Genomic DNA, 19508 nt, shown 5'->3' with positions numbered 1-19508 from the left:
ATTTTGATTTTCTTTCGAAGTATTCAAACTCAAGTTTTATTTGACTCCCGACTCGTTGGCTCGTTGCTTTTCAGCGCTGCTCCCCGTGTCGGTGGATGCGCATTATAGGGAGATCCGATTTAAGTGCAACCCTTTTTTTAAAGAAAATTGCGAAAAAACGTTTGTTCGAGCAAAAATAAAGCGAAACGTCTATTTTTGACACTTCAGCATGCTATATCGTCCATTTTTTATTCTGCTTTTATTTCTATTTGGGTGTTCTAGCCGTTATAAATTCACACAGATCGCTAGGATATTGAAAATACACCATCTAAAAATTCACTTGAGCTCTAGCACTAAGAATAAGCGTACAAAAGATAAGCAAACAGGCTTATATTTAATCAACCAATTGATATATATAGCTTTTTCACTGTACATAAATGAAAAATTGGTGATCATGCACGGAAATTTGACCACAAAACAGGTATAAACATGCAAAAACTATCTATAGCTTTATTTACTTTGTTATCTAGCACTACCGTACTTGCCGACGACACTAGTCCTTTTTCTTTTTCAGCAACAGCTGGAGTAAGCTTAGGTGGTGATACTATAGGCACCTTAGTGTACGAAGATAATAGTGATGACACTGTTAAAGCTGGCGATGGCATATTCATTGGTGGTGGCATTCATTATCAAACGAATAAAGATTTTGATATTAAGCTAAACGCACTTTATCACTTCGATGCAGCTGAAGCGAAAAACGGTGATTTAACTTTTAGCCGGTGGGCGTTTGAAGCCATCCCATATTACAACCTAAATGACAATGTGAAGCTAGGTGCAGGGATCGGTTTTGATACCTCTGTTGAATTGGACAGTGATTTTACTCTTGATGCTAAATTCAATAACACCACGAAGCTCATTTTTTCCGGTTTATATGCTTTTAACTATTCGCAAATTAGTCTCGAGTTGAGATACGAAGTCGCGGAATATGAAGTAAGCTCTGTAGGTAACTTCTCAATTCCAAGTAATATCGCAAATACTCATCAACTCGACGGCAATCGATTTGCAGCACTAGTTCATTGGAGCTTTTAATGCTCAATTTACTTGATCAAGCGATATATTTTGGGACAAGAGGATCTTATCAATAATTTAGCACGCCCTATTATCGCTAAGATATCTATGTACATATAGGCGAGGTAGGCACCTTGCTTTTTGGCTGCTTTACATAACCTGAGCTTGCGAAAATAAGCTTCTTGAAAAGAAAAAAGCCGAGCGATGCTCGGCTTTTTTATGTCTTTAATAAGACTAATTACTCTGCAGACTGTGCGTCTTCTTGAACTTCTTCAGTCGCTGGGCGATCTAGTAGTTCAATGTAAGCCATTGGCGCGTTGTCACCAGTACGGAAGCCACACTTAAGAATACGAGTGTAACCACCTGGACGATCCGCGAAACGAGGACCAATCTCAGTGAACAATTTACCAACTACTTCTTTATCACGCGTGCGAGCAAACGCTAAACGACGGTTTGCTACGCTGTCAGTCTTAGCCAGTGTGATTAAAGGTTCAATTACACGGCGCAGCTCTTTTGCTTTAGGCAAAGTAGTTTTGATGATTTCGTGCTTCACCAAAGAACCAGCCATGTTGCTAAACATCGCTTTGCGATGGCTGCTGTTACGGTTTAATTGACGACCACTCTTACGATGGCGCATGACCCTATCCTTCTAACTAAACTAATATAGTAACTTAGATTACTCAGCCAGACTTGCAGGTGGCCAGTTTTCTAGGCGCATACCTAGAGATAGACCACGTGAAGCTAGCACGTCTTTAATTTCAGTTAGAGACTTCTTACCAAGATTTGGTGTTTTCAGAAGCTCAACTTCAGTACGCTGTACTAAGTCACCGATATATTGAATTTGCTCGGCTTTCAGACAGTTTGCAGAACGTACAGTTAGCTCTAAGTCATCAACAGGACGAAGTAGAATCGGATCAAACTCCGGCTTCTCTTCTTTTTCTTCTGGCTCAGAAACATCACGTAAATCTACGAATGCATCTAATTGCTCAGCAAGGATAGTTGACGCACGGCGGATCGCTTCTTCAGGATCTAAAGTGCCGTTCGTTTCCATATCGATGATTAGTTTATCTAAGTCTGTACGCTGCTCAACACGAGCTGACTCAACCGAGTACGCAATACGCTCAACCGGGCTGAATGATGCATCTAGCAACAAACGGCCGATTGGGCGCTCATCGTCATCAGAGGATAAACGACTAGACGCCGGTACATAACCGCGACCACGCTCAACACGGATGCGCATGCTGATTTCGCTATTGTCAGCAGTTAAGTGACAAATAACATGCTCAGGGTTGGCGATAGTCACATCTCCGTCGTGCTGGATATCAGCCGCAGTCACAGGGCCTACACCAGACTTAGTCAGGGTAAGGAAAACTTCATCTTTACCTTCTAGAGATACCGCTAGACCTTTAAGGTTTAACAGAATTTCAATGATGTCTTCTTGTACGCCTTCTTTCGCGCTGTACTCGTGCAATACGCCGTCAATTTCAACTTCTGTCACAGCACAACCAGGCATAGATGAAAGAAGTATACGACGTAGAGCGTTACCTAGTGTGTGGCCGAAACCACGCTCTAGAGGCTCTAAAACTACTTTAGAACGCGTTGAGCTTACAGCGTCGATATCGACTAATCTTGGTTTTAGGAATTCGGTTACAGAACCCTGCATTTTATCCTCTCTTAACTCTTAACTTTACTTCGAGTAAAGTTCGACGATTAGTTGTTCGTTAATGTCCGCAGACAGATCAGAACGCTCTGGTAGGCGCTTGAAAGTACCTTCCATTTTCTTACCGTCAACTTCAATCCAAGTTGGCTTTTCACGTTGCTCAGCCAACTCTAGAGCAGCGATGATACGCGCTTGCTTTTTAGACTTCTCACGAATTACTACTACATCTTCAGGAGTAACTACGAAAGAAGGGATATTAACAACACGACCATTAACCATAATCGCTTTGTGGCTTACTAGCTGACGTGCTTCAGCACGTGTGCTTGCAAAACCCATGCGATATACAACATTGTCTAGACGTTGCTCTAGAAGCTGTAACAAGTTTTCACCTGTGTTACCTTTAAGGCGAGCAGCTTCTTTGTAGTAGTTACGGAATTGCTTTTCTAGTACACCGTAGATACGACGAACTTTTTGCTTTTCACGTAGCTGTAAACCGTAATCAGATAGACGACCTTTACGTGCGCCGTGCTGACCAGGTGCTGTTTCTAGTTTACACTTAGAGTCAATTGCTCTTACGCCGCTTTTAAGGAACAGGTCAGTACCTTCACGACGACTTAGCTTGAGCTTAGGGCCCAAATATCTTGCCATGTTCTTTCTCCTAACCTATTGTTATACGCGACGTTTCTTCGGTGGACGACAACCATTGTGTGGAATTGGCGTCACGTCAGTGATGTTAGTGATACGGAAACCAGCAGCATTCAATGCACGAACAGCAGACTCACGGCCTGGACCTGGACCTTTAATGAATACTTCTAGGTTCTTAAGACCGTACTCTTGTGCAGCAACACCTGCACGCTCCGCAGCAACCTGTGCAGCGAATGGAGTAGACTTACGAGAACCACGGAAACCTGAACCACCCGCAGTCGCCCAAGAAAGAGCATTACCTTGACGGTCAGTGATGGTCACAATAGTGTTGTTGAAAGACGCATGAACGTGAGCCATGCCGTCAACAACTTGCTTTTTGACCTTTTTACGACGAATTGGTGCTTTTGCCATAACTTACCCCACCTTATTTCTTGATAGGCTTGCGAGGACCCTTACGAGTACGCGCGTTAGTCTTAGTACGCTGACCACGTAGTGGTAGCGAACGACGGTGACGTAAGCCACGGAAACAACCAAGATCCATAAGACGCTTGATGTTTAGTGTAACTTCACGACGAAGATCACCTTCAACAGTGTACTTGCCAACTTCTTCACGAAGGATGTCAAGAGTTTCGTCATTTAACTCGCCGATTTTAGTAGTTTCAGCGATACCTGTCGCAGCTAAGATCGCCTTAGCGCGAGTTTTACCTACACCATAGATGCTTGTTAAACCGATAACAGCATGCTTATGATCAGGAACGTTAATGCCTGCGATACGGGCCACTAACATATCTCCTATAAATAAACTTGATTATCATCTTGCTGGAAAGCCCGTATAGGATACCCAACCGACATTCAAGTTTTACCAAAGAAACAGGCTAAGTAGAGCTACTCAGCCTGCACGACTTAATTTGCTTAGCCTTGCCTTTGCTTGTGCTTTGGCTCACTGCAGATCACACGTACAACACCTGCACGCTTGATTACTTTGCAGTTACGGCAAATTTTCTTAACGGAAGCACGTACTTTCATTACTCAACTCCGTAAACTGACCTTAACGGCCATAGCCTTTAAGGTTCGCTTTTTTCAGCACAGAATCATATTGATGAGACATCATATGAGTCTGTACTTGTGCCATAAAGTCCATGATGACAACAACGATAATCAAAATTGATGTACCGCCGAAGTAGAATGGCGTTTGCCATGCCATAGTCATAAACTCGGGCACCAGACAGATAAAGGTTATATACAAAGCACCTGCCAATGTCAGGCGTGTCATCACTTTATCAATGTATTTAGACGTCTGCTCACCTGGACGAATGCCTGGAATAAAAGCGCCAGATTTTTTCAGGTTATCTGCTGTCTCACGCGGGTTAAATACCAACGCAGTGTAGAAGAAGCAGAAGAAGATAATAGCCGCAGCTAATACCATCGCATACAGTGGTTGACCTGGAGTCAATACTGCTGAGATAGCTTGTAGCACATCAGCGACCGGACCTTCACCTTGGCCGAACCAGCTTGCTATTGTACCAGGGAACAAAATGATACTGCTAGCAAAGATTGGTGGAATAACACCCGCCATGTTAACTTTTAGTGGTAAATGCGTGCTTTGAGCAGCGAATACCTGACGACCTTGTTGGCGCTTCGCGTAGTTTACAACGATACGACGTTGTCCACGCTCAAAGAACACAACTAGGTAAGTTACAGCGAATACGATTACCGCAATCAATAACAATGCTAAAATATGCAGATCACCTTGGCGCGCCATTTCTGCTGTCGAACCAATTGCAGACGGCAGGTTAGCTACAATACCAACAAATATTAGAACAGAGATACCGTTACCGATACCACGTTCAGTGATTTGTTCGCCCAACCACATTAGGAACATTGTTCCTGTGACTAAGCTCACTACAGCTGTGAAGTAAAAGCCGAAGCCTGGATTCACAACTAAGCCTTCCATCATATTAGGTAGACCAGTAGCGATACCTATCGATTGGAATGTAGCAAGCACAAGCGTACCATAACGCGTATACTGGCTGATTTTCTTACGCCCTTGCTCACCTTCTTTCTTAAGCTCTATCATCGCAGGGTGTATATGCGTTAATAGCTGCATAATAATCGAAGCCGAGATGTACGGCATAATACCTAGCGCCAATACCGATGCACGCTCAAGCGCACCACCGCTGAACATGTTGAACATTTCAACAATGGTGCCCTTTTGTTGCTCGAAGAATTCGGCAAGTACAGCGGCGTCAATCCCAGGGATCGGCACAAAAGAGCCCAGACGGTAAATAATGATAGCACCTAAAACGAATAGTAATCGGCGCTTCAGTTCCGCAAGCCCACTTTGTGCACTTTGCATATCTTGACCTGGTTTAGCCATAGCGTACTTCCTTAGTCTTCTACCTTGCCTCCGGCAGCTTCGATAGCTTCGCGTGCACCTTTAGACACTTTAATGCCTTTAACGGTAACAGCGCGTGAAACTTCGCCAGATTTTACAACTTTTACGAACTGGATGTTCTTTTTAACGATACCAGCTGCCTGTAGCGCGTTTAGATCTACCACATCGCCTTCAACTTTAGCGATTTCGAATAGATTCACTTCTTTAGACACAAGAGACTTGCGTGAAGTGAAACCAAACTTTGGTAGACGACGTTGCATAGGCATTTGACCGCCTTCAAAACCAACGCGTACTTTACCGCCAGAGCGTGACTTTTGACCTTTGTGACCACGACCACCAGTCTTACCAAGACCAGAACCGATACCACGGCCGACACGCTTACCAGCAGTTTTTGAACCTGCAGCAGGTGAAAGTGTATTCAAGTTCATCGAATTACCCCTCAACCTTAACCATGTAAGAAACTTGGTTGATCATACCGCGAACTGCTGGCGTATCTTCTAGCTCAACAGTGTGGTTGATACGACGTAAACCAAGGCCACGTAATGTAGCTTTATGCTTCGGTAAACGACCGATTGAGCTACGTACTTGAGTTACTTTTACTGTGTTTGCCATGGTGTCTTACCCCAAGATTTCGTCAACGCTAAGACCACGCTTCGCAGCAATACCTTCTGGAGAATTCATATTCTCAAGAGCTGCAATAGTTGCGCGAACGATGTTGATCGGGTTAGTTGAACCGTATGCTTTAGATAGTACGTTCTGTACGCCAGTTACTTCTAGTACTGCACGCATCGCACCACCTGCGATAATACCTGTACCTTCAGATGCAGGCTGCATGTAAACTTTAGAACCCGCGTGGCGACCCTTGATTGGGTGCTGTAGCGTGTTACCGTTTAGTTCAACAGTGATCATGTTGCGACGTGCTTTTTCCATTGCTTTTTGAATAGCAGCAGGAACTTCACGTGCTTTACCATAACCAAAACCTACTTTACCAGCGCCATCACCAACAACAGTTAGTGCAGTGAAGCTAAAGATACGACCACCTTTAACCACTTTAGACACACGGTTTACCGCGATTAGCTTTTCAGCCAACTCTGGCTGTGCTTGCTTTGCTTCTACGTTAGCCATTGTCTACTCCTAGAATTGCAGACCGGCTTCGCGCGCAGCATCAGCTAGCGCCTTCACACGGCCGTGATATTTAAAGCCACTGCGATCAAAAGCGATTTTTTCAACGCCTTTGTCAGCTACGCGCTCAGCGATTGCTTTACCAACTGCTTGAGCCGCTTCGATGTTGCCTGTGCCTTTAACTGTTTCAACAATTGCTTTTTCAACAGTAGAAGCAGCAGCCAGTACATTACCCTCAGCATTGATTACTTGAGCGTAAATGTGACGTGGCGTGCGGTGGATAACAAGACGTGTTGTGCCTTGTTCGATAATATTTCTACGAGTGCGCTTAGCACGACGTAGACGAGCTGTTTTCTTATCCATCGTCTTACCTTACTTCTTCTTAGCCTCTTTACGACGCACGTGCTCATCAGCATAACGTACACCTTTACCTTTATAAGGCTCTGGTTCACGGTATGAGCGGATGTTAGCAGCTGTTTGACCAACTAACTGCTTGTCTGCGCCTTTAACAACAATTTCAGTTTGGCTTGGAGCTTCGATCGTGATACCCGCTGGGATCTCGAAGTTCACTGGGTGAGAGAAGCCAAGAGTTAAGTCTAATACTTTACCCTTAACTGCCGCACGGTAACCAACACCTACTAGCTGTAGTTTCTTTTCATAACCATCGTTAACACCAACAATCATGTTGTTGATTAGCGCACGTGCAGTACCAGCTTGAGCCCAAGCATTAGCAACTTCACGTGGAGCTGTAGTGATAACGTTGTCGTTTAGTGAAACTTCAACCGCATCGTTGATTGTGCGAGTTAATTCACCGTTTTTGCCTTTAACTTTGATGTCCTGGCCGTTAACTGTAACTTCAACACCGGCAGGAACAGTAATAGGAGCCTTCGCTATACGAGACATAGTTCCCCTCCGATTAAGCTACAAAGCCAATGATTTCACCACCAACACCAGCGTTACGCGCAGCGCGGTCTGTCATCAGGCCTTTAGAAGTTGATACGATAGCGATACCTAGACCACCCATTACCTTTGGTAATTCGTCACGTTTCTTATAGATACGTAGACCAGGGCGGCTAACACGCTGGATGTTTTCGATTACAGCTTTGCCTTCGAAGTACTTAAGTTCGATAGTCAATTCTGCTTTTACGTCACCAGATACTGCGAAGTCAGTGATATAACCTTCGTCTTTAAGTACCTTAGCTACAGCTACTTTCAGCTTTGAAGTTGGCATTGAAACAGATACCTTCTTCGCAGACTGACCGTTACGGATACGTGTGAACAAATCCGCAATTGGATCTTGCAAGCTCATGTCTTACTCCCGTGATTCTATTACCAGCTAGCCTTTTTAAGGCCAGGAATTTCACCGCGCATCGCTGCTTCGCGAACTTTAATACGGCTTAAGCCGAACTTGCGAAGGTAACCATGAGGGCGGCCCGTGATGTTACAACGATTACGTTGACGTGAAGGGCTAGAATCGCGTGGTAAAGACTGTAGCTTTAACACTGCATCCCAACGCTCATCATCAGATGCGTTAACATCGCTGATGATAGCTTTTAACGCAGCACGCTTTTCAGCATACTGAGCAACTAATTTAGCACGTTTTACGTCACGCGCTTTCATTGAATTCTTTGCCATAACCCTACCCTTACTTTTTGAATGGGAAGTTGAACGCTTCTAACAACGCACGGCCTTCGTCATCTGTTTTCGCAGAAGTAGTGATTGTGATATCCATACCGCGTACACGGTCTACTTTATCATAATCAATTTCTGGGAAGATGATTTGTTCACGTACGCCCATAGAGTAGTTACCGCGACCGTCAAAAGACTTTGCGCTAACACCGCGGAAGTCACGAATACGTGGCATCGCGATAGAGACTAAACGCTCTAGGAAATCCCACATACGCTCGCCGCGTAGGGTTACTTTACAGCCAATTGGGTAACCTTCACGGATCTTAAAGCCAGCAACTGATTTGCGTGCTTTAGTCACTAGAGGCTTCTGACCAGAGATTGATTCTAGATCTGCTACTGCATTTTCTAGAATTTTCTTGTCAGCTAGGGCTTCGCCCACACCCATGTTTAGTGTGATCTTTTCGATCTGAGGGACTTGCATGACAGAGCTGTAACCGAACTTCTCTTGAAGCTCTTTTACCACTTTGTCTTTGTACACTTCATGCAGTTTCGCCATCGTCTACTCCAACTATTAAATAGTTTTACCGGTAGACTTGAAGAAACGGACTTTTTTACCGTCTTCAAATCTAAAACCTACACGATCCGCTTTGCCAGTTTCGGCATTGAAAATCGCTACGTTTGATACGTCGACTGACGCTTCTTTCTCAACAATACCGCCAGCTTGCTGTAGTTGTGGTACAGGCTTCTGGTGCTTCTTGATGATATTAACGCCTTCAACAAATACTCGGCCAGTTTCAGTAACAACTGAAAGCACTTTACCGCGCTTACCTTTGTCTTTACCGGCTAGTACGATTACTTCGTCATCACGACGGATTTTTGCTGCCATGATCGACTCCTTATAGTACTTCTGGTGCTAGTGAAACGATCTTCATGAACTTTTCAGTACGAAGTTCACGAGTCACAGGGCCGAAGATACGAGTACCAATAGGCTGTAAGTTATCATTTAAGATAACAGCCGCATTGCTATCGAAACGGATCAAAGAGCCGTCTGGACGACGTACGCCTTTTTTAGTACGCACAACTACTGCGTTTTTAACATCACCTTTCTTCACTTTGCCGCGAGGAATAGCTTCTTTAACAGAAACTTTAATGATGTCGCCAACCGCTGCGTAGCGACGGTGCGAACCACCAAGGACTTTTATACACTGCACTTTGCGAGCGCCGCTGTTATCAGCAACGTCCAGCTGAGTTTGCATTTGGATCATCTTAATGACCTCCGGTGTAGTTACAACTCGCCGAGATTTTGTTCAAAATCAAGGCATTTAGGTTAAATTCCGCTCAAAAAACTGTGATTATGTCTTTCAAGGGCGGGCAATTGTACCAGCAAAGTCCAATCAAAGATAGTTCAATTTTTAATTAATTTAATGCTTTAACGTGACGTACTGATTGTAATTTCAGTATGTGGTGACGAGTATTCGAGAATTCAACCACTTGCATAATTTTCAAACAAAACTCATACGTGGATTTTCGCCTGATCCACTCTTGCTGAGAATACCTCGCCGTAACTTGAACAGAAACACATAAGCTTTGAATAAGATAGTTCACTGGTTTTAAACAGAATGATTGCGAAGTAGAATGGAGTATGGGTAGCCATACTCTACTGCGCTCTTTTAGCTTTGATGTAGTCACCCACATTACTTACAGTGTCAAGCCAATAGCCGTTTTTCGGATCCTGTAGATAAGGGATGAGCGCTTCTAACATTTCTGAATCGACGGTATACATCCCCCCTTCTCCCACTTCATGCCCAGCTAAAATAATCCAACTATTGTTCGCTCTTAATTGCTCTAAATAGTTTTTAATAGTTGAAAAGCTAAGGCCGTCCATTCTAATCCCAGTCAATTGAGCAAAGTCTGTATAGGTAGGATGATTGGCGCTTTCATCAAGCCAGGTGCGACCACTATCGAAGTGCCTTGCTATTATTGGCACATAGCTTTTTACATTTTCACCACGCCCGACAAAGGTATTACCGCAAGGATAAGCAAAGCTTCGCGGGGTTACGCCTAAGTGCTTTTCTATGTATTCGGTTGTATAAGTAATATCGCGTTCAATATATGCCAGATCAACTTGCTCCAGTCCTTGATTCTTCTCTCTCAGCCACGCAAAGTTCCCAGTGCACAAGTGTTCGTTGGTATGATTACCTATTTCATGACCCTGCTTAACAGCCCCTTGCCACAACGACAGATTTTCCGCTATTTTTGATGGCATGACGTAAAATGTCCCTTTAACCTTATAGCGGTTTAGTAATGGTATCGCGACCGTGACTTGGCTCGTTCTTGCATCATCAAAGGTCAGACTAATGGCATTGCGAGCGCCCTTTGGGTACGTAAAAGTCACATCACTATCTGCAGCTTTACTCAGCGTACTATAAAGTAATGTACATATAGCCATCACCCCCCAACAACAGCGAGTGAGGGAAAGAGTGTATAGGTTTGCCATATCTTTATCCTTAAAAGCTTGGTGTTTTATTACTCTATAAAAGTTGCACTCCCTAGCAAAGTGTTAAATTCTCAACTTATTTATTTACTATTTAGGTCACCGCAAGTAGTACTAATTTGGCGATTTTAGCGATACACTACCTTTAATAACCAATAAGAAAGACTGTGCTGTGTTGAAGTTAGAAGAATACTATCAGGACGTGATTTTGCTCGCTGAAGGCGGTATGAGCAAAGTGTACCTTGCTACTGACAAAAAGCTCGGCCGCCGTGTAGCGGTCAAGGTATTGTCGCTCTCTCAGCATACACAAGCAGACGAGTTCAACGAGGCTCGCCTATTAGCGCGTTTTAACCACCCTAATATAGTACAAATATACGACGTTTTTGAGAGCAATGGCCACATGGCTTTAGAAATGGAGTATGTACAAGGCGCGACTTTACAGCATTATACAAAAACACATGTTTTAACTACCGAGCAAAAAGTCGAGCTGCTTAGCCATATTGCCGACGGTCTCGCGTCAGCACATAGCCAAAATATCCTTCATTTAGACTTAAAACTGGGTAATATTCTGGTCAATGATCAGGGTGTAGCCAAGATCGCCGACTTCGGTATTTCACAATTAGAAGATAGCCAAACTTCTCGCCCTCACACCAGCTACGGCAGCCTCACCGCAATGTCACCAGAGCAACTTCGTAATGAAATGCTAGACAGCCGTAGTGATCTATTCTCGCTCGGACTTATTGCGTATCAATTACTGGCTGGACACCACCCTTATTGTGAACAAGCTGACGATGGCAGTGATAAGTCTATTGCTGAACAGATTAAATTCCAACCTTTAAAAACTAGCGCTAAACGTATTTTAGATATTCCCCCTGCGCTGGCACAGCTGATTGACCGCTTACTGCAATATGAGAAAAGCGCTCGCCCGAGTAGTGCCAATGAAGTGAGCCAACAGCTCAAGCAAATTTTACACACCTTTAGCTACGACAACAGCGAGGCAACATTATCCCTTGAAGAAATAGCACTACGAGATAGAGCCAAAGAGAAAGCCAAAACACGTAAAAAGCGGCTAAGTGTTACAGCACTTTTCACCTTTTTAATGTGCTTAGTCGTTGGTGGATACTGGTATTGGCAAGAAACCAAACCCAAAGTTTATATTGCAGCGCTACCGGTAGAGTTTATTGGACAAAGTGATATACCAAATTCACACAAACAGATAGTAAAACAAACCGTTGAAGACGCCATCTATCAGTTTCTGATTACCAGTAAAAACTATGAGCCAGTTTCAAAGAAAGAAGTAAAACAAACGCTTGCATCTTTAGGTAGAACCGCGAAACCTTCTGATATCTCTCAGTCTTTACAAATAGACAAGTTATTCATTCCGACAGGCGAGTGTAATAATTATAGCTGTACTATCCAACTTGAGTTGCTAGGGAAGTCAGGAAAAGTCGTTGAGTTTTCAGAACGGATTACCGTCATCAACACGCAAATTTCTGCAACGTTTATTTCTGTCTCACAAACGTTATCTAAAGCGCTCAATATCACTGATACTTCAGAGCGATTGATAGACGACAATTTTAATAAGGCATACTCAGCCTTGATAGAGCAATTGCACCAAGAAAACACAGTCGACATCAAATTAATTAGTCAACTTAGGGTGTTTATTCGGACATACCCTAAACACTATTCTCTTTACACTACTTATACCAAAGGTAGCCTCCGATTATACAATCGAACTCTAGATATTAAGATTATCAATGAATTAAAAGAAGTCTTAGATTCAAGCCCTCACGAATATAAAGAAACTTTGGACTACCTAGCAAATAGAACCTCGCTACTTCTGTTACTAAATAAGAAGGATGATATTGAGACACTGTTGAGCAGCTACCAAGGAGACAATAGCAACTCATACGAGTTGCTAAATCTAAAAGGGAGTATTTATCAGAAATTAGGAAAATATGAGCAAGCGAAAGCTTCATTCATCAAAGCATATCAGCTCAAACCTACTTTGATTGTACTGAGAAACTTAGTGAAAATACATGCGATATCAGGAAGCTTTGCCGAAGCGCTTCATTTCGCAGATAAAGCATTATCAATCACTCAAAAAGATCATCAACTCATCAAGATCACAGCTGATATTTCATTAATTACGGGTAACCTGAGTAGAGCAATAGAGCTCTATCAGACACTTGTGAAATCTGATAGTAATAACGCAAACTATTTAACAAACTTGAGCACAGCCTTAAGTTTAATCAAAGAACAAGACTTATCCTTGGATTATGCAACTCAGGCATATAGGATAAATGAACAAAGAGCTGATATTGTCCTCAACTATGCTGATGCCTTAGCGCTGGCTAACAACGATGCAGATCGAGCCTACATGAAGGTAATAGCGCTTTTAGATACCCCGAGTAAACCAATTGATAAATTAATAAAAGCGCAAGCTCTTGCACATTTAGGGTATAGCATTGAAGCACTCAAATTACTCCAACTCGTAAAGTCAGAAGCACCCGAGTTATATGAACTACCTTTTGTAAGCGCCCTAATCATGACCTTAATTGGGGATGAAAGCTCGGCGATAATTCAAATAGAAGCAAGTTTGGATTCAGGCTGGGCAGTACAGTTTTTTAACTTGAAGTGGTTTGATCCACTGTGTGGTATTGATGAGTTTCATAAATTGCTAGAAAAACACAATTATTCAGAGCGCTGTAGCGCTCTGAATTAGAGTTTTAGTTTGGCTCTGTATCTTCGATAACAATCGTTGGATCTTGTGAGAAATAACGTACGACACCATTTCCAGAATCCTTTTGAGCAACAAGTCTGAACTCAATACGTGAATTGTTATTTTCTACTAGTGTGACAACCTTCGCATCAGGATTAGCTGATAGCGCTTTGATATCACTTTCACTTAGTGTATTCGCAACGTTCAATGCTTCAATTGTAACTTCAACCGTATGCTTACCCTCTAATTTGCTTGTAAGGTTATAATTGAAATTGTCTTGCGCTTCGGTAAAGAAAGTACCATTTTCCGCAAAGCTCCAGTCATCTTCATCAGTAACAAGCTTATACTTTAGAGTGGCGCTTTTCCCCTTAGCTAATTGAATTTTAACTGGCTTATCATCACCTGAAAATATCCAGTTACCCTCGACTTTTGGGGTCACTACGAATTCATATTGGGGTGTACTCATTATTTTATCCTTCGTTTGTTTGTAGAGCAATTCCCACTTATCTAAGCACATGAATAACATTAATGCTATTACAACCGGTTACAGCAGACAGATTTAAACGCATTTCGACGACAATCATCAACCAAAGTTAAAACCATAATCAGCTGGCTCAATCTGATAAAATGTACTGTAAAAATCTGGCTCCACCAAGTTATAGCCTGCGCTCTCCCTCTCTCCTTTTTGCAATTTAGCGAGTAACGCTAAGCGCTTATCAAGCCACTGTGTTGAATAATTACTATTTTGCTGCAGGTGGGATATCGCTCTAAATTCAAAATACAGTGTTCTACGCATACTTTTAGCGTGCTGTATACCAGAACAATGCAAGGTATTGACATGATGAATCAAAATATCGCCTGCTTTAACTGGCACATCAACTGGTGTTAGCTGTTGCTTCTCAAGCTTTTCCTTCAGCTCAAGGACACTCTCTTTTGCAAGATGGGAGCCAGGTAATACCTGCAACGCCCCTTGCTGAGCCTGCGCATCATCCAAATAAATTCCCATGGTAATGATCCGCTCGTCAGCTCCCGCATTCATGTCTCTATGCCACCCTATCTGATAAGGATCAGCGGGGTCTTTAATTAGTAGAGACTCATAAACTGGCGCCACAGGTTCACCAATTATCTTTTCAGCCAGTCCTATCACACTCGGGTGTGCAAGCAGCTCAGCGTAAGCCGACTGAAATTTAAATAGGTCATTTATACGTGAAACCACCAATCTCCCTTGATGGCGTGACGCTGAGATATGCTCTAGACACTTGTCTTCTTTGGCAAAGTTCTGAGCATCTTGTAACAGGGATGTAGTGATGGCTTGTAATGACTTGAATAACTGTGCTTCAAATGCAGCCTCTACTTTTATAAATCCATACTTATCAAATGTGTGTTGTAGCTGAGTTTCCATTTTAACTTTTAGTTCTTCTTGTTATGGCTATGTCGAATATAACGCAAAGGCCGCCACTGACAACCTTTGCGAGCTGCTTCATTGACTTCACGCAACTTACTCACCTGGGATGTTATCAGTTAGCCGCCGAACAACCCTTTAAGCTTATCCTTTATCTTGTCCTTTACCTTGTCTTTGGCTTTATCTTTAGCCGCTTCTTTTAAATCTAGGCTAGTATCCACTTTGTGGAATGGGCCTTTGATCCGCACCGGAATTTTAAAACCGGTACTATCATCAGTACTCGCTTGCCCTTCAATGGTACCAACAATTCCAGTCACCACACGGTAATCGACCAAAGTTTGTGGTAAATCAACGGTACCCTTACCTGTCACTCGTAGTAAAGGACTTGCCAACGAGAAGTCATCATTTTGACCTACACCTTTGGTAAAGAAAAAGGTGCCAGTCATGGCTGAGAAGTCGGTTTTTTGATCTGGGTCGAAATTGGCATTGAGTCCTTGCGATACCGAAGAGAAATCGCCTTTGAGCATCTCTTTGCCCTTACGGATCATCTCAGCAAGGTTTGCACCTTTCACCCCACCATCTTTGAACTCAAAACCTAATTTACCATCAAGAGCATTCACAAATTGCTTTTGACTGACACCTTGCGTGCTTAACGCCCAATTAAGACTTCCTTTACCCAATATTTTGTCAAAGCCGATAGCATCGGTCAGTAGTGGCTCAGCGTTAATCGCTGTTAATGTAAAGTCAGTATTGATGGCATAAGGTTTTGTTGTCGCGTTTACCTCAACCTTGCCTTTACCCTGACCTTCATAGGCTTGGAACTTATCTAAGCCGAGTGTCGCTTTACCTGAGTTAAGTACTAAGCTGATTTGGTTTTCGCCAAGCTTAATTTCTCTCGCACGTAGCCCTGTTGAGGTGATCTTCACATTCGCATTAAGGCTATTAAGCGCTGATAGATCAATTACAGAGTCATCCCACACGATTGGCTGTGCTGGTGCCCCCTCAGGCTCAGGTTTCGTTTGTGGTTTTTCTACAGGCTCTGGCAAATAAGGGTTAAGATCTAACATGCCAAGGTCAACACTCGCGGTAATATCAGGCTTACCAGAGAGGGTGACTTTACTTTGACCTTTTATTACCAATTCGTCCACGGTCGCTTCTAAGGCGTTAAGAGTAAAAACTTGCCCTTGCATCCTCATTGTGGCGTTTAGGCCAAAGTTGTTAAACGCATTTTCTTTGGCTTTTAGGTCAACGCCCTGCCACTCAGCTAGCGCTTTTACCGAGTCGCCAGACAAGGCTAACTGACCGCGAATGGTTTTACCTTGCTCTGCAATTTCACCTTTATAGTCAAGGTTGAACAGCGCTGATTTTACTTGTTGTTCAACATTAAAGGTTGCACCTTCGATCGCCTTTGCTGGATTGTCGAGTGTAGTAACAAGGTTAAAAATTTGACCTTGAAAAGTCAGCTTACCGTCGACTTCTAGTGGTTGGTAAAGTGACGATAGCATCACGCCAATGTCTAAATCAGTTACTTGATATTTAGCGCCTGTCACACCATCAAGATAAGTCACCGAGCCACCATAAATCGCCACTTCGCCAAGGCTAACATCTAAGCCCTCCGGTAACTGCATATTACCTTTAGAGCTGGTTTGTGCCGTTGGCGTGTTTTCTGCACTGGCGGGTAGCAACCGCCAGTTCGCGTTACCTTGTTTGTCAGTTTCGAGAATAATATTTGGATTACTGATCACAAAGCGCTCAAGCTTAGCTTCACCAGACAATGCACTTAACCATGGAATATGCACGACAAGTTGCTCCATGGCGAACATATCTGGGCGACTGCCCGTTTCCATGTTAGCAAATCGCACTTGGTTTAGCTCGATATGTAGAGTCGGGAAAATACCAATGTCAGAGTCGCCATCAATCGACAGCTTTCTACCTGTCACTGACTCTATCTGTGATGTTATCTGGCTGATAACGGCTTGTTTGGGGATTAAAAACGGAGCTGCGATAACAAGAATAATAATAAGCGCTATTATGACACCTACGATTTTAGCTAGCCGATTCATTGCCTTTCCTTCATAAATCTTGATTATTTTTATGATAACCCTTGTTATCGAATATACCATGAATAAAGGCAAATAATTTGTACTGAGCGATTGCAACCTCATCACTAATCGGTATGATCCTCGCCCTTGCCAGTTTTTATCGTCATTCGCTATATTTTACTGGTTAGCTTATTAATCAAACTTGGAGTATCTAACCCACATGAAGAAACTGCTCATATCACCGTCAAACATGGCCTTGGGCGAACAGGAAAGTCAGATTTATCAAAATATCCTTAAACAGGCCACAGAGATCAGCCTCAATCTGATGGCGGTTAAAGTGGAAAATCACCCTGAAGATTTTCTTGGTTGGTGCTATGAACTACTTGATGTGGCAAAAAACCGTATCAACTTTGATCTCTTGGATGACCATCAACTTCCTATCGTTAAAAAGCTACAAGATTTACTTATCTCAGCAATTAGCTTTTTACAGCTAAAAACTTTACGCATAGCACCTTGGCCTATGGTGACTGCATTTATTGCTGACCATAAAGAGATAGTTGCACTAGATGAACAACTAAAATTAATCGAATACCTAAAGCCAATGCGTAGCACACCACTGAAGGACATGATTAAAGAAGATCGCCTTGCCTTTAGTGGTAAACATGCTGCAAGTTTAGACACTAGCGTGTATCAATTTGACGTCGAGTGGTTTGCTTCCACCAAAAGTGCAAAAGGCTTTCACCAATTATTAGACGACCTTCCGGGTGCTTTTGATGACGCATTAGCTGCTATTCCTGCTGAAGGTGACGTAACGCTTGAGCACTATCAATCATTTATGGTGGGGTATTTAAGTGCCTTTTCTGGCAGCGAGGAAAAGCCAACGCTTGCACCAGCCACTCGCCTATTAGCAATGCGTCGCCCAGATGTGTTCACACCAATAACGCCCAGTAAACTTGACGCTTTGTGCCAAGCGCTTGGTATTGCGAAGCTAAACAATCGCGATTTTGAGCGTTATTGGACAGATATAGTCAGCACCATTAAAACGATGCCGTGGTACACCATGGCTGCACCAGCTGATGAATTTGAAACCCAATTAGCTGAGATTAAAGCCCTATTACCTTGTCTGTTTTATCACGCAGACAAAGACACAGCAACTAACTCCAACTACTTTAAGCTACTGCATAAGCCTAAACGCACCGGAAGCAGTGGTGGCAAAAAGACCGTACGCCGTGGTAAAGAGTCAGCAGAGGTACTGGTCGACCGCGCCCTTGCAGATGAGTCTATTCCAGAGCATATTCGCGCCAAACGTGACTCGATAGTCGCTGAAGTAGAAAAAGGTCGTAGTGTCGATGAAACCATCAGCCTTATGCGTACCATCTTTGGCTAACCTGCCAGCACTTCAATAACTCTCCCCTCAATACGCTGCTTGCATTATTAATGTGCAAGCAGCGACTTTTTGCACCAGCCCCGTGCAGTATTTATGCAGTCAATGCTTTTATGTTCAGAGAACATGAAATAAAATTCCAATATTTTTAATAATATAGAATTAAATCTCCGTTACTTTCAGATGTTGGCCTTCCCTTTGCAGTCACTCTTTACAAAAAGTGTAATGACAACAATTAAATAAAAAGTCTGCGTTCAATGGGGAAAACAGAATGACAAACAAACCTTTACTTATGCTACTCGGCGGATTAACTGCGTGCTTTTGTGTTTCAGCTCAAGCGGAAGTAACAGCAAATATTGCGGCCAGCTCAAATTATTACTGGCGTGGGATCACTCAAAGCGATGATGGCGCAGCGGTGTCTGGCGGCTTAGATTATAGCAGTGAGTCTGGGTTTTATGCTGGTACTTGGATTTCTAACATCGACTTTGGCGACGCTGCCAGTTATGAGATGGATCTGTACGCCGGTTACGCTGGTGAAATCAAAGGCATGAGTTTTGATTTCGGTTATATTCACTACGCCTACCCCGATGCCAGTGGAGATATTGATTTTGGCGAGATTTACGCCGCACTTGGCTGGCAATACTTTACTTTTAAACTCAGCCACCTAGCCACAGCACAAAGCGATTCAACCACAGAAGAAGACATGCTGTATGCCGAAGTGTCGGCCAGCTTCCCCATTTTTAAAGACAGTGAATTAACTTTACATATTGGTCGCTCCAGCGGAGACACCGTGCTTGAGTGGACAGGTGAAGAAGACGCTTATATGGATTACGGCGTGAGTTTATCTACGCAAGGCTTTACCTTTGGATTAGTAAAAACCGACTTAGACAGTAGCGATGATATTAAAGCTTACGTAAGTTATGGATTAGATTTTAATCTGTGATGACCAAAGGTGGGCGGTCTTGT

General features: G+C 43.1%; 25 protein-coding genes. 4 read left to right on the top strand and 21 right to left on the bottom strand.

All coding sequences use genetic code 11. The features are described 5' to 3' along the window. The first annotated feature begins 468 nt into the window (after window positions 1-468). On the top strand, window positions 469-1068 hold the full coding sequence (locus HUZ36_RS19655) for a hypothetical protein (protein WP_176033767.1): 600 nt from the start codon (window positions 469-471) through the stop codon (window positions 1066-1068). Window positions 1069-1285: 217 nt separating this feature from the next. Here the strand turns inward: HUZ36_RS19655 and rplQ are convergent, their stop codons facing one another. The 18 genes from rplQ to HUZ36_RS19565 form a co-directional block, all read right to left on the bottom strand. Next, window positions 1286-1684 carry a 50S ribosomal protein L17 gene (gene rplQ / locus HUZ36_RS19650; RefSeq protein ID WP_039493510.1) on the bottom strand — a complete coding sequence of 133 codons (399 nt, stop codon included), beginning with the start codon at window positions 1682-1684 and terminating at the stop codon, window positions 1286-1288. A 39-nt stretch (window positions 1685-1723) separates the two neighbouring features. Beyond that, on the bottom strand, window positions 1724-2710 hold the full coding sequence (locus tag HUZ36_RS19645) for a DNA-directed RNA polymerase subunit alpha (RefSeq protein ID WP_010378288.1): 987 nt from the start codon (window positions 2708-2710) through the stop codon (window positions 1724-1726). A 24-nt stretch (window positions 2711-2734) separates the two neighbouring features. Then, window positions 2735-3355, bottom strand: coding sequence for a 30S ribosomal protein S4 (rpsD, locus tag HUZ36_RS19640; protein ID WP_017218390.1), 621 nt, complete (start codon window positions 3353-3355; stop codon window positions 2735-2737). Window positions 3356-3376: 21 nt separating this feature from the next. Then, window positions 3377-3763 (bottom strand): 30S ribosomal protein S11, encoded by a 387-nt coding sequence (gene rpsK, locus HUZ36_RS19635; RefSeq protein ID WP_099643703.1) that lies wholly within the window; start codon window positions 3761-3763, stop codon window positions 3377-3379. Window positions 3764-3776: 13 nt separating this feature from the next. Further along, window positions 3777-4133, bottom strand: a complete 357-nt coding sequence (gene rpsM / locus HUZ36_RS19630; RefSeq protein WP_010378282.1) for a 30S ribosomal protein S13 — start codon at window positions 4131-4133, stop codon at window positions 3777-3779. 131 nt (window positions 4134-4264) lie between these two features. After that, window positions 4265-4378: a 50S ribosomal protein L36 gene (rpmJ, locus tag HUZ36_RS19625; protein WP_002959476.1), complete on the bottom strand. Its 114-nt coding sequence runs from the start codon at window positions 4376-4378 to the stop codon at window positions 4265-4267. Between the two features lie 22 nt (window positions 4379-4400). Then, window positions 4401-5729 carry a preprotein translocase subunit SecY gene (secY, locus tag HUZ36_RS19620; RefSeq protein ID WP_010606805.1) on the bottom strand — a complete coding sequence of 443 codons (1329 nt, stop codon included), beginning with the start codon at window positions 5727-5729 and terminating at the stop codon, window positions 4401-4403. 11 nt (window positions 5730-5740) lie between these two features. Beyond that, window positions 5741-6175 (bottom strand): 50S ribosomal protein L15, encoded by a 435-nt coding sequence (gene rplO / locus HUZ36_RS19615; protein WP_099643704.1) that lies wholly within the window; start codon window positions 6173-6175, stop codon window positions 5741-5743. A 4-nt stretch (window positions 6176-6179) separates the two neighbouring features. Further along, entirely contained in the window at window positions 6180-6359 is a 180-nt protein-coding gene (gene rpmD / locus HUZ36_RS19610; RefSeq protein ID WP_010378276.1) for a 50S ribosomal protein L30, read from the bottom strand. A gap of 6 nt (window positions 6360-6365) precedes the next feature. Then, window positions 6366-6872 (bottom strand): 30S ribosomal protein S5, encoded by a 507-nt coding sequence (gene rpsE, locus HUZ36_RS19605; RefSeq protein ID WP_125250659.1) that lies wholly within the window; start codon window positions 6870-6872, stop codon window positions 6366-6368. 9 nt (window positions 6873-6881) lie between these two features. Next, complete coding sequence (gene rplR, locus HUZ36_RS19600) at window positions 6882-7232, bottom strand: 50S ribosomal protein L18 (protein WP_010378271.1); 351 nt, start codon at window positions 7230-7232, stop codon at window positions 6882-6884. A gap of 9 nt (window positions 7233-7241) precedes the next feature. Further along, window positions 7242-7772, bottom strand: a complete 531-nt coding sequence (gene rplF, locus HUZ36_RS19595; RefSeq protein WP_125250660.1) for a 50S ribosomal protein L6 — start codon at window positions 7770-7772, stop codon at window positions 7242-7244. Between the two features lie 13 nt (window positions 7773-7785). After that, window positions 7786-8178: a 30S ribosomal protein S8 gene (rpsH, locus tag HUZ36_RS19590; RefSeq protein ID WP_125250661.1), complete on the bottom strand. Its 393-nt coding sequence runs from the start codon at window positions 8176-8178 to the stop codon at window positions 7786-7788. Window positions 8179-8198: 20 nt separating this feature from the next. Next, window positions 8199-8504, bottom strand: a complete 306-nt coding sequence (gene rpsN / locus HUZ36_RS19585; protein ID WP_095728862.1) for a 30S ribosomal protein S14 — start codon at window positions 8502-8504, stop codon at window positions 8199-8201. Window positions 8505-8514: 10 nt separating this feature from the next. Further along, on the bottom strand, window positions 8515-9054 hold the full coding sequence (gene rplE, locus HUZ36_RS19580) for a 50S ribosomal protein L5 (protein ID WP_010378262.1): 540 nt from the start codon (window positions 9052-9054) through the stop codon (window positions 8515-8517). Between the two features lie 15 nt (window positions 9055-9069). Further along, the gene (rplX, locus tag HUZ36_RS19575) at window positions 9070-9384 is read right to left on the bottom strand and encodes a 50S ribosomal protein L24 (RefSeq protein ID WP_023401269.1); all 315 of its coding nucleotides are present in this window, start codon (window positions 9382-9384) and stop codon (window positions 9070-9072) included. Window positions 9385-9394: 10 nt separating this feature from the next. Beyond that, complete coding sequence (gene rplN / locus HUZ36_RS19570) at window positions 9395-9763, bottom strand: 50S ribosomal protein L14 (RefSeq protein ID WP_010378257.1); 369 nt, start codon at window positions 9761-9763, stop codon at window positions 9395-9397. A 392-nt stretch (window positions 9764-10155) separates the two neighbouring features. After that, window positions 10156-10947, bottom strand: coding sequence for a polysaccharide deacetylase family protein (locus HUZ36_RS19565; protein ID WP_444428458.1), 792 nt, complete (start codon window positions 10945-10947; stop codon window positions 10156-10158). A 217-nt stretch (window positions 10948-11164) separates the two neighbouring features. Here HUZ36_RS19565 and HUZ36_RS19560 point away from each other — a divergent pair, with 217 nt between their 5' ends. Next, window positions 11165-13717, top strand: coding sequence for a serine/threonine-protein kinase (locus tag HUZ36_RS19560; RefSeq protein ID WP_147388910.1), 2553 nt, complete (start codon window positions 11165-11167; stop codon window positions 13715-13717). Window positions 13718-13721: 4 nt separating this feature from the next. Here the strand turns inward: HUZ36_RS19560 and HUZ36_RS19555 are convergent, their stop codons facing one another. The 3 genes from HUZ36_RS19555 to HUZ36_RS19545 all read right to left on the bottom strand — a co-directional run bounded on the left by HUZ36_RS19555 (window position 13722) and on the right by HUZ36_RS19545 (window position 17179). Continuing rightward, window positions 13722-14180, bottom strand: coding sequence for a hypothetical protein (locus tag HUZ36_RS19555; protein WP_147388911.1), 459 nt, complete (start codon window positions 14178-14180; stop codon window positions 13722-13724). 117 nt (window positions 14181-14297) lie between these two features. Beyond that, a complete protein-coding gene (locus tag HUZ36_RS19550) occupies window positions 14298-15116 on the bottom strand; it encodes a phytanoyl-CoA dioxygenase family protein (RefSeq protein WP_147388912.1) in 819 nt (272 codons plus the stop codon). A 119-nt stretch (window positions 15117-15235) separates the two neighbouring features. Beyond that, on the bottom strand, window positions 15236-17179 hold the full coding sequence (locus tag HUZ36_RS19545; RefSeq protein WP_176033766.1) for an AsmA family protein: 1944 nt from the start codon (window positions 17177-17179) through the stop codon (window positions 15236-15238). 199 nt (window positions 17180-17378) lie between these two features. On the opposite strand from HUZ36_RS19545, the gene HUZ36_RS19540 reads away from it, so the two are divergent. Together HUZ36_RS19540 and HUZ36_RS19535 are read left to right on the top strand one after the other, a co-directional pair. Then, complete coding sequence (locus HUZ36_RS19540; RefSeq protein WP_176033765.1) at window positions 17379-18545, top strand: hypothetical protein; 1167 nt, start codon at window positions 17379-17381, stop codon at window positions 18543-18545. A 268-nt stretch (window positions 18546-18813) separates the two neighbouring features. Continuing rightward, on the top strand, window positions 18814-19485 hold the full coding sequence (locus HUZ36_RS19535; RefSeq protein ID WP_128731839.1) for a TorF family putative porin: 672 nt from the start codon (window positions 18814-18816) through the stop codon (window positions 19483-19485). Window positions 19486-19508: the final 23 nt, after the last annotated feature.

This window comes from Pseudoalteromonas sp. McH1-7 (assembly GCF_013366255.1).
GTDB classification, from domain to species: Bacteria; Pseudomonadota; Gammaproteobacteria; order Enterobacterales; family Alteromonadaceae; genus Pseudoalteromonas; species Pseudoalteromonas peptidolytica.
This window is presented reverse-complemented; position numbering and strand designations above follow the sequence as displayed.

Excerpts from the sequence above, each read along its gene's own strand:
- rpsE (WP_125250659.1), bottom strand. The coding sequence starts at position 6,872 with ATGGCTAACGTAGAAGCAAAGCAAGCACAGCCAGAGTTGGCTGAAAAG.
- rplE (WP_010378262.1), bottom strand. The coding sequence starts at position 9,054 with ATGGCGAAACTGCATGAAGTGTACAAAGACAAAGTGGTAAAAGAGCTT.
- HUZ36_RS19645 (WP_010378288.1), bottom strand. The coding sequence starts at position 2,710 with ATGCAGGGTTCTGTAACCGAATTCCTAAAACCAAGATTAGTCGATATC.
- HUZ36_RS19550 (WP_147388912.1), bottom strand. The coding sequence starts at position 15,116 with ATGGAAACTCAGCTACAACACACATTTGATAAGTATGGATTTATAAAA.
- rplN (WP_010378257.1), bottom strand. The coding sequence starts at position 9,763 with ATGATCCAAATGCAAACTCAGCTGGACGTTGCTGATAACAGCGGCGCT.
- rplX (WP_023401269.1), bottom strand. The coding sequence starts at position 9,384 with ATGGCAGCAAAAATCCGTCGTGATGACGAAGTAATCGTACTAGCCGGT.
- rpsH (WP_125250661.1), bottom strand. The coding sequence starts at position 8,178 with ATGAGCTTGCAAGATCCAATTGCGGATTTGTTCACACGTATCCGTAAC.
- rpmJ (WP_002959476.1), bottom strand. The coding sequence starts at position 4,378 with ATGAAAGTACGTGCTTCCGTTAAGAAAATTTGCCGTAACTGCAAAGTA.
- HUZ36_RS19540 (WP_176033765.1), top strand. The coding sequence starts at position 17,379 with ATGAAGAAACTGCTCATATCACCGTCAAACATGGCCTTGGGCGAACAG.
- rpmD (WP_010378276.1), bottom strand. The coding sequence starts at position 6,359 with ATGGCAAACACAGTAAAAGTAACTCAAGTACGTAGCTCAATCGGTCGT.
- rplQ (WP_039493510.1), bottom strand. The coding sequence starts at position 1,684 with ATGCGCCATCGTAAGAGTGGTCGTCAATTAAACCGTAACAGCAGCCAT.
- rpsD (WP_017218390.1), bottom strand. The coding sequence starts at position 3,355 with ATGGCAAGATATTTGGGCCCTAAGCTCAAGCTAAGTCGTCGTGAAGGT.
- secY (WP_010606805.1), bottom strand. The coding sequence starts at position 5,729 with ATGGCTAAACCAGGTCAAGATATGCAAAGTGCACAAAGTGGGCTTGCG.
- rpsN (WP_095728862.1), bottom strand. The coding sequence starts at position 8,504 with ATGGCAAAGAATTCAATGAAAGCGCGTGACGTAAAACGTGCTAAATTA.
- HUZ36_RS19655 (WP_176033767.1), top strand. The coding sequence starts at position 469 with ATGCAAAAACTATCTATAGCTTTATTTACTTTGTTATCTAGCACTACC.
- rplO (WP_099643704.1), bottom strand. The coding sequence starts at position 6,175 with ATGAACTTGAATACACTTTCACCTGCTGCAGGTTCAAAAACTGCTGGT.
- HUZ36_RS19545 (WP_176033766.1), bottom strand. The coding sequence starts at position 17,179 with ATGAATCGGCTAGCTAAAATCGTAGGTGTCATAATAGCGCTTATTATT.
- rplR (WP_010378271.1), bottom strand. The coding sequence starts at position 7,232 with ATGGATAAGAAAACAGCTCGTCTACGTCGTGCTAAGCGCACTCGTAGA.
- rpsK (WP_099643703.1), bottom strand. The coding sequence starts at position 3,763 with ATGGCAAAAGCACCAATTCGTCGTAAAAAGGTCAAAAAGCAAGTTGTT.
- HUZ36_RS19535 (WP_128731839.1), top strand. The coding sequence starts at position 18,814 with ATGACAAACAAACCTTTACTTATGCTACTCGGCGGATTAACTGCGTGC.
- HUZ36_RS19555 (WP_147388911.1), bottom strand. The coding sequence starts at position 14,180 with ATGAGTACACCCCAATATGAATTCGTAGTGACCCCAAAAGTCGAGGGT.
- HUZ36_RS19565 (WP_444428458.1), bottom strand. The coding sequence starts at position 10,947 with ATGGCTATATGTACATTACTTTATAGTACGCTGAGTAAAGCTGCAGAT.
- rplF (WP_125250660.1), bottom strand. The coding sequence starts at position 7,772 with ATGTCTCGTATAGCGAAGGCTCCTATTACTGTTCCTGCCGGTGTTGAA.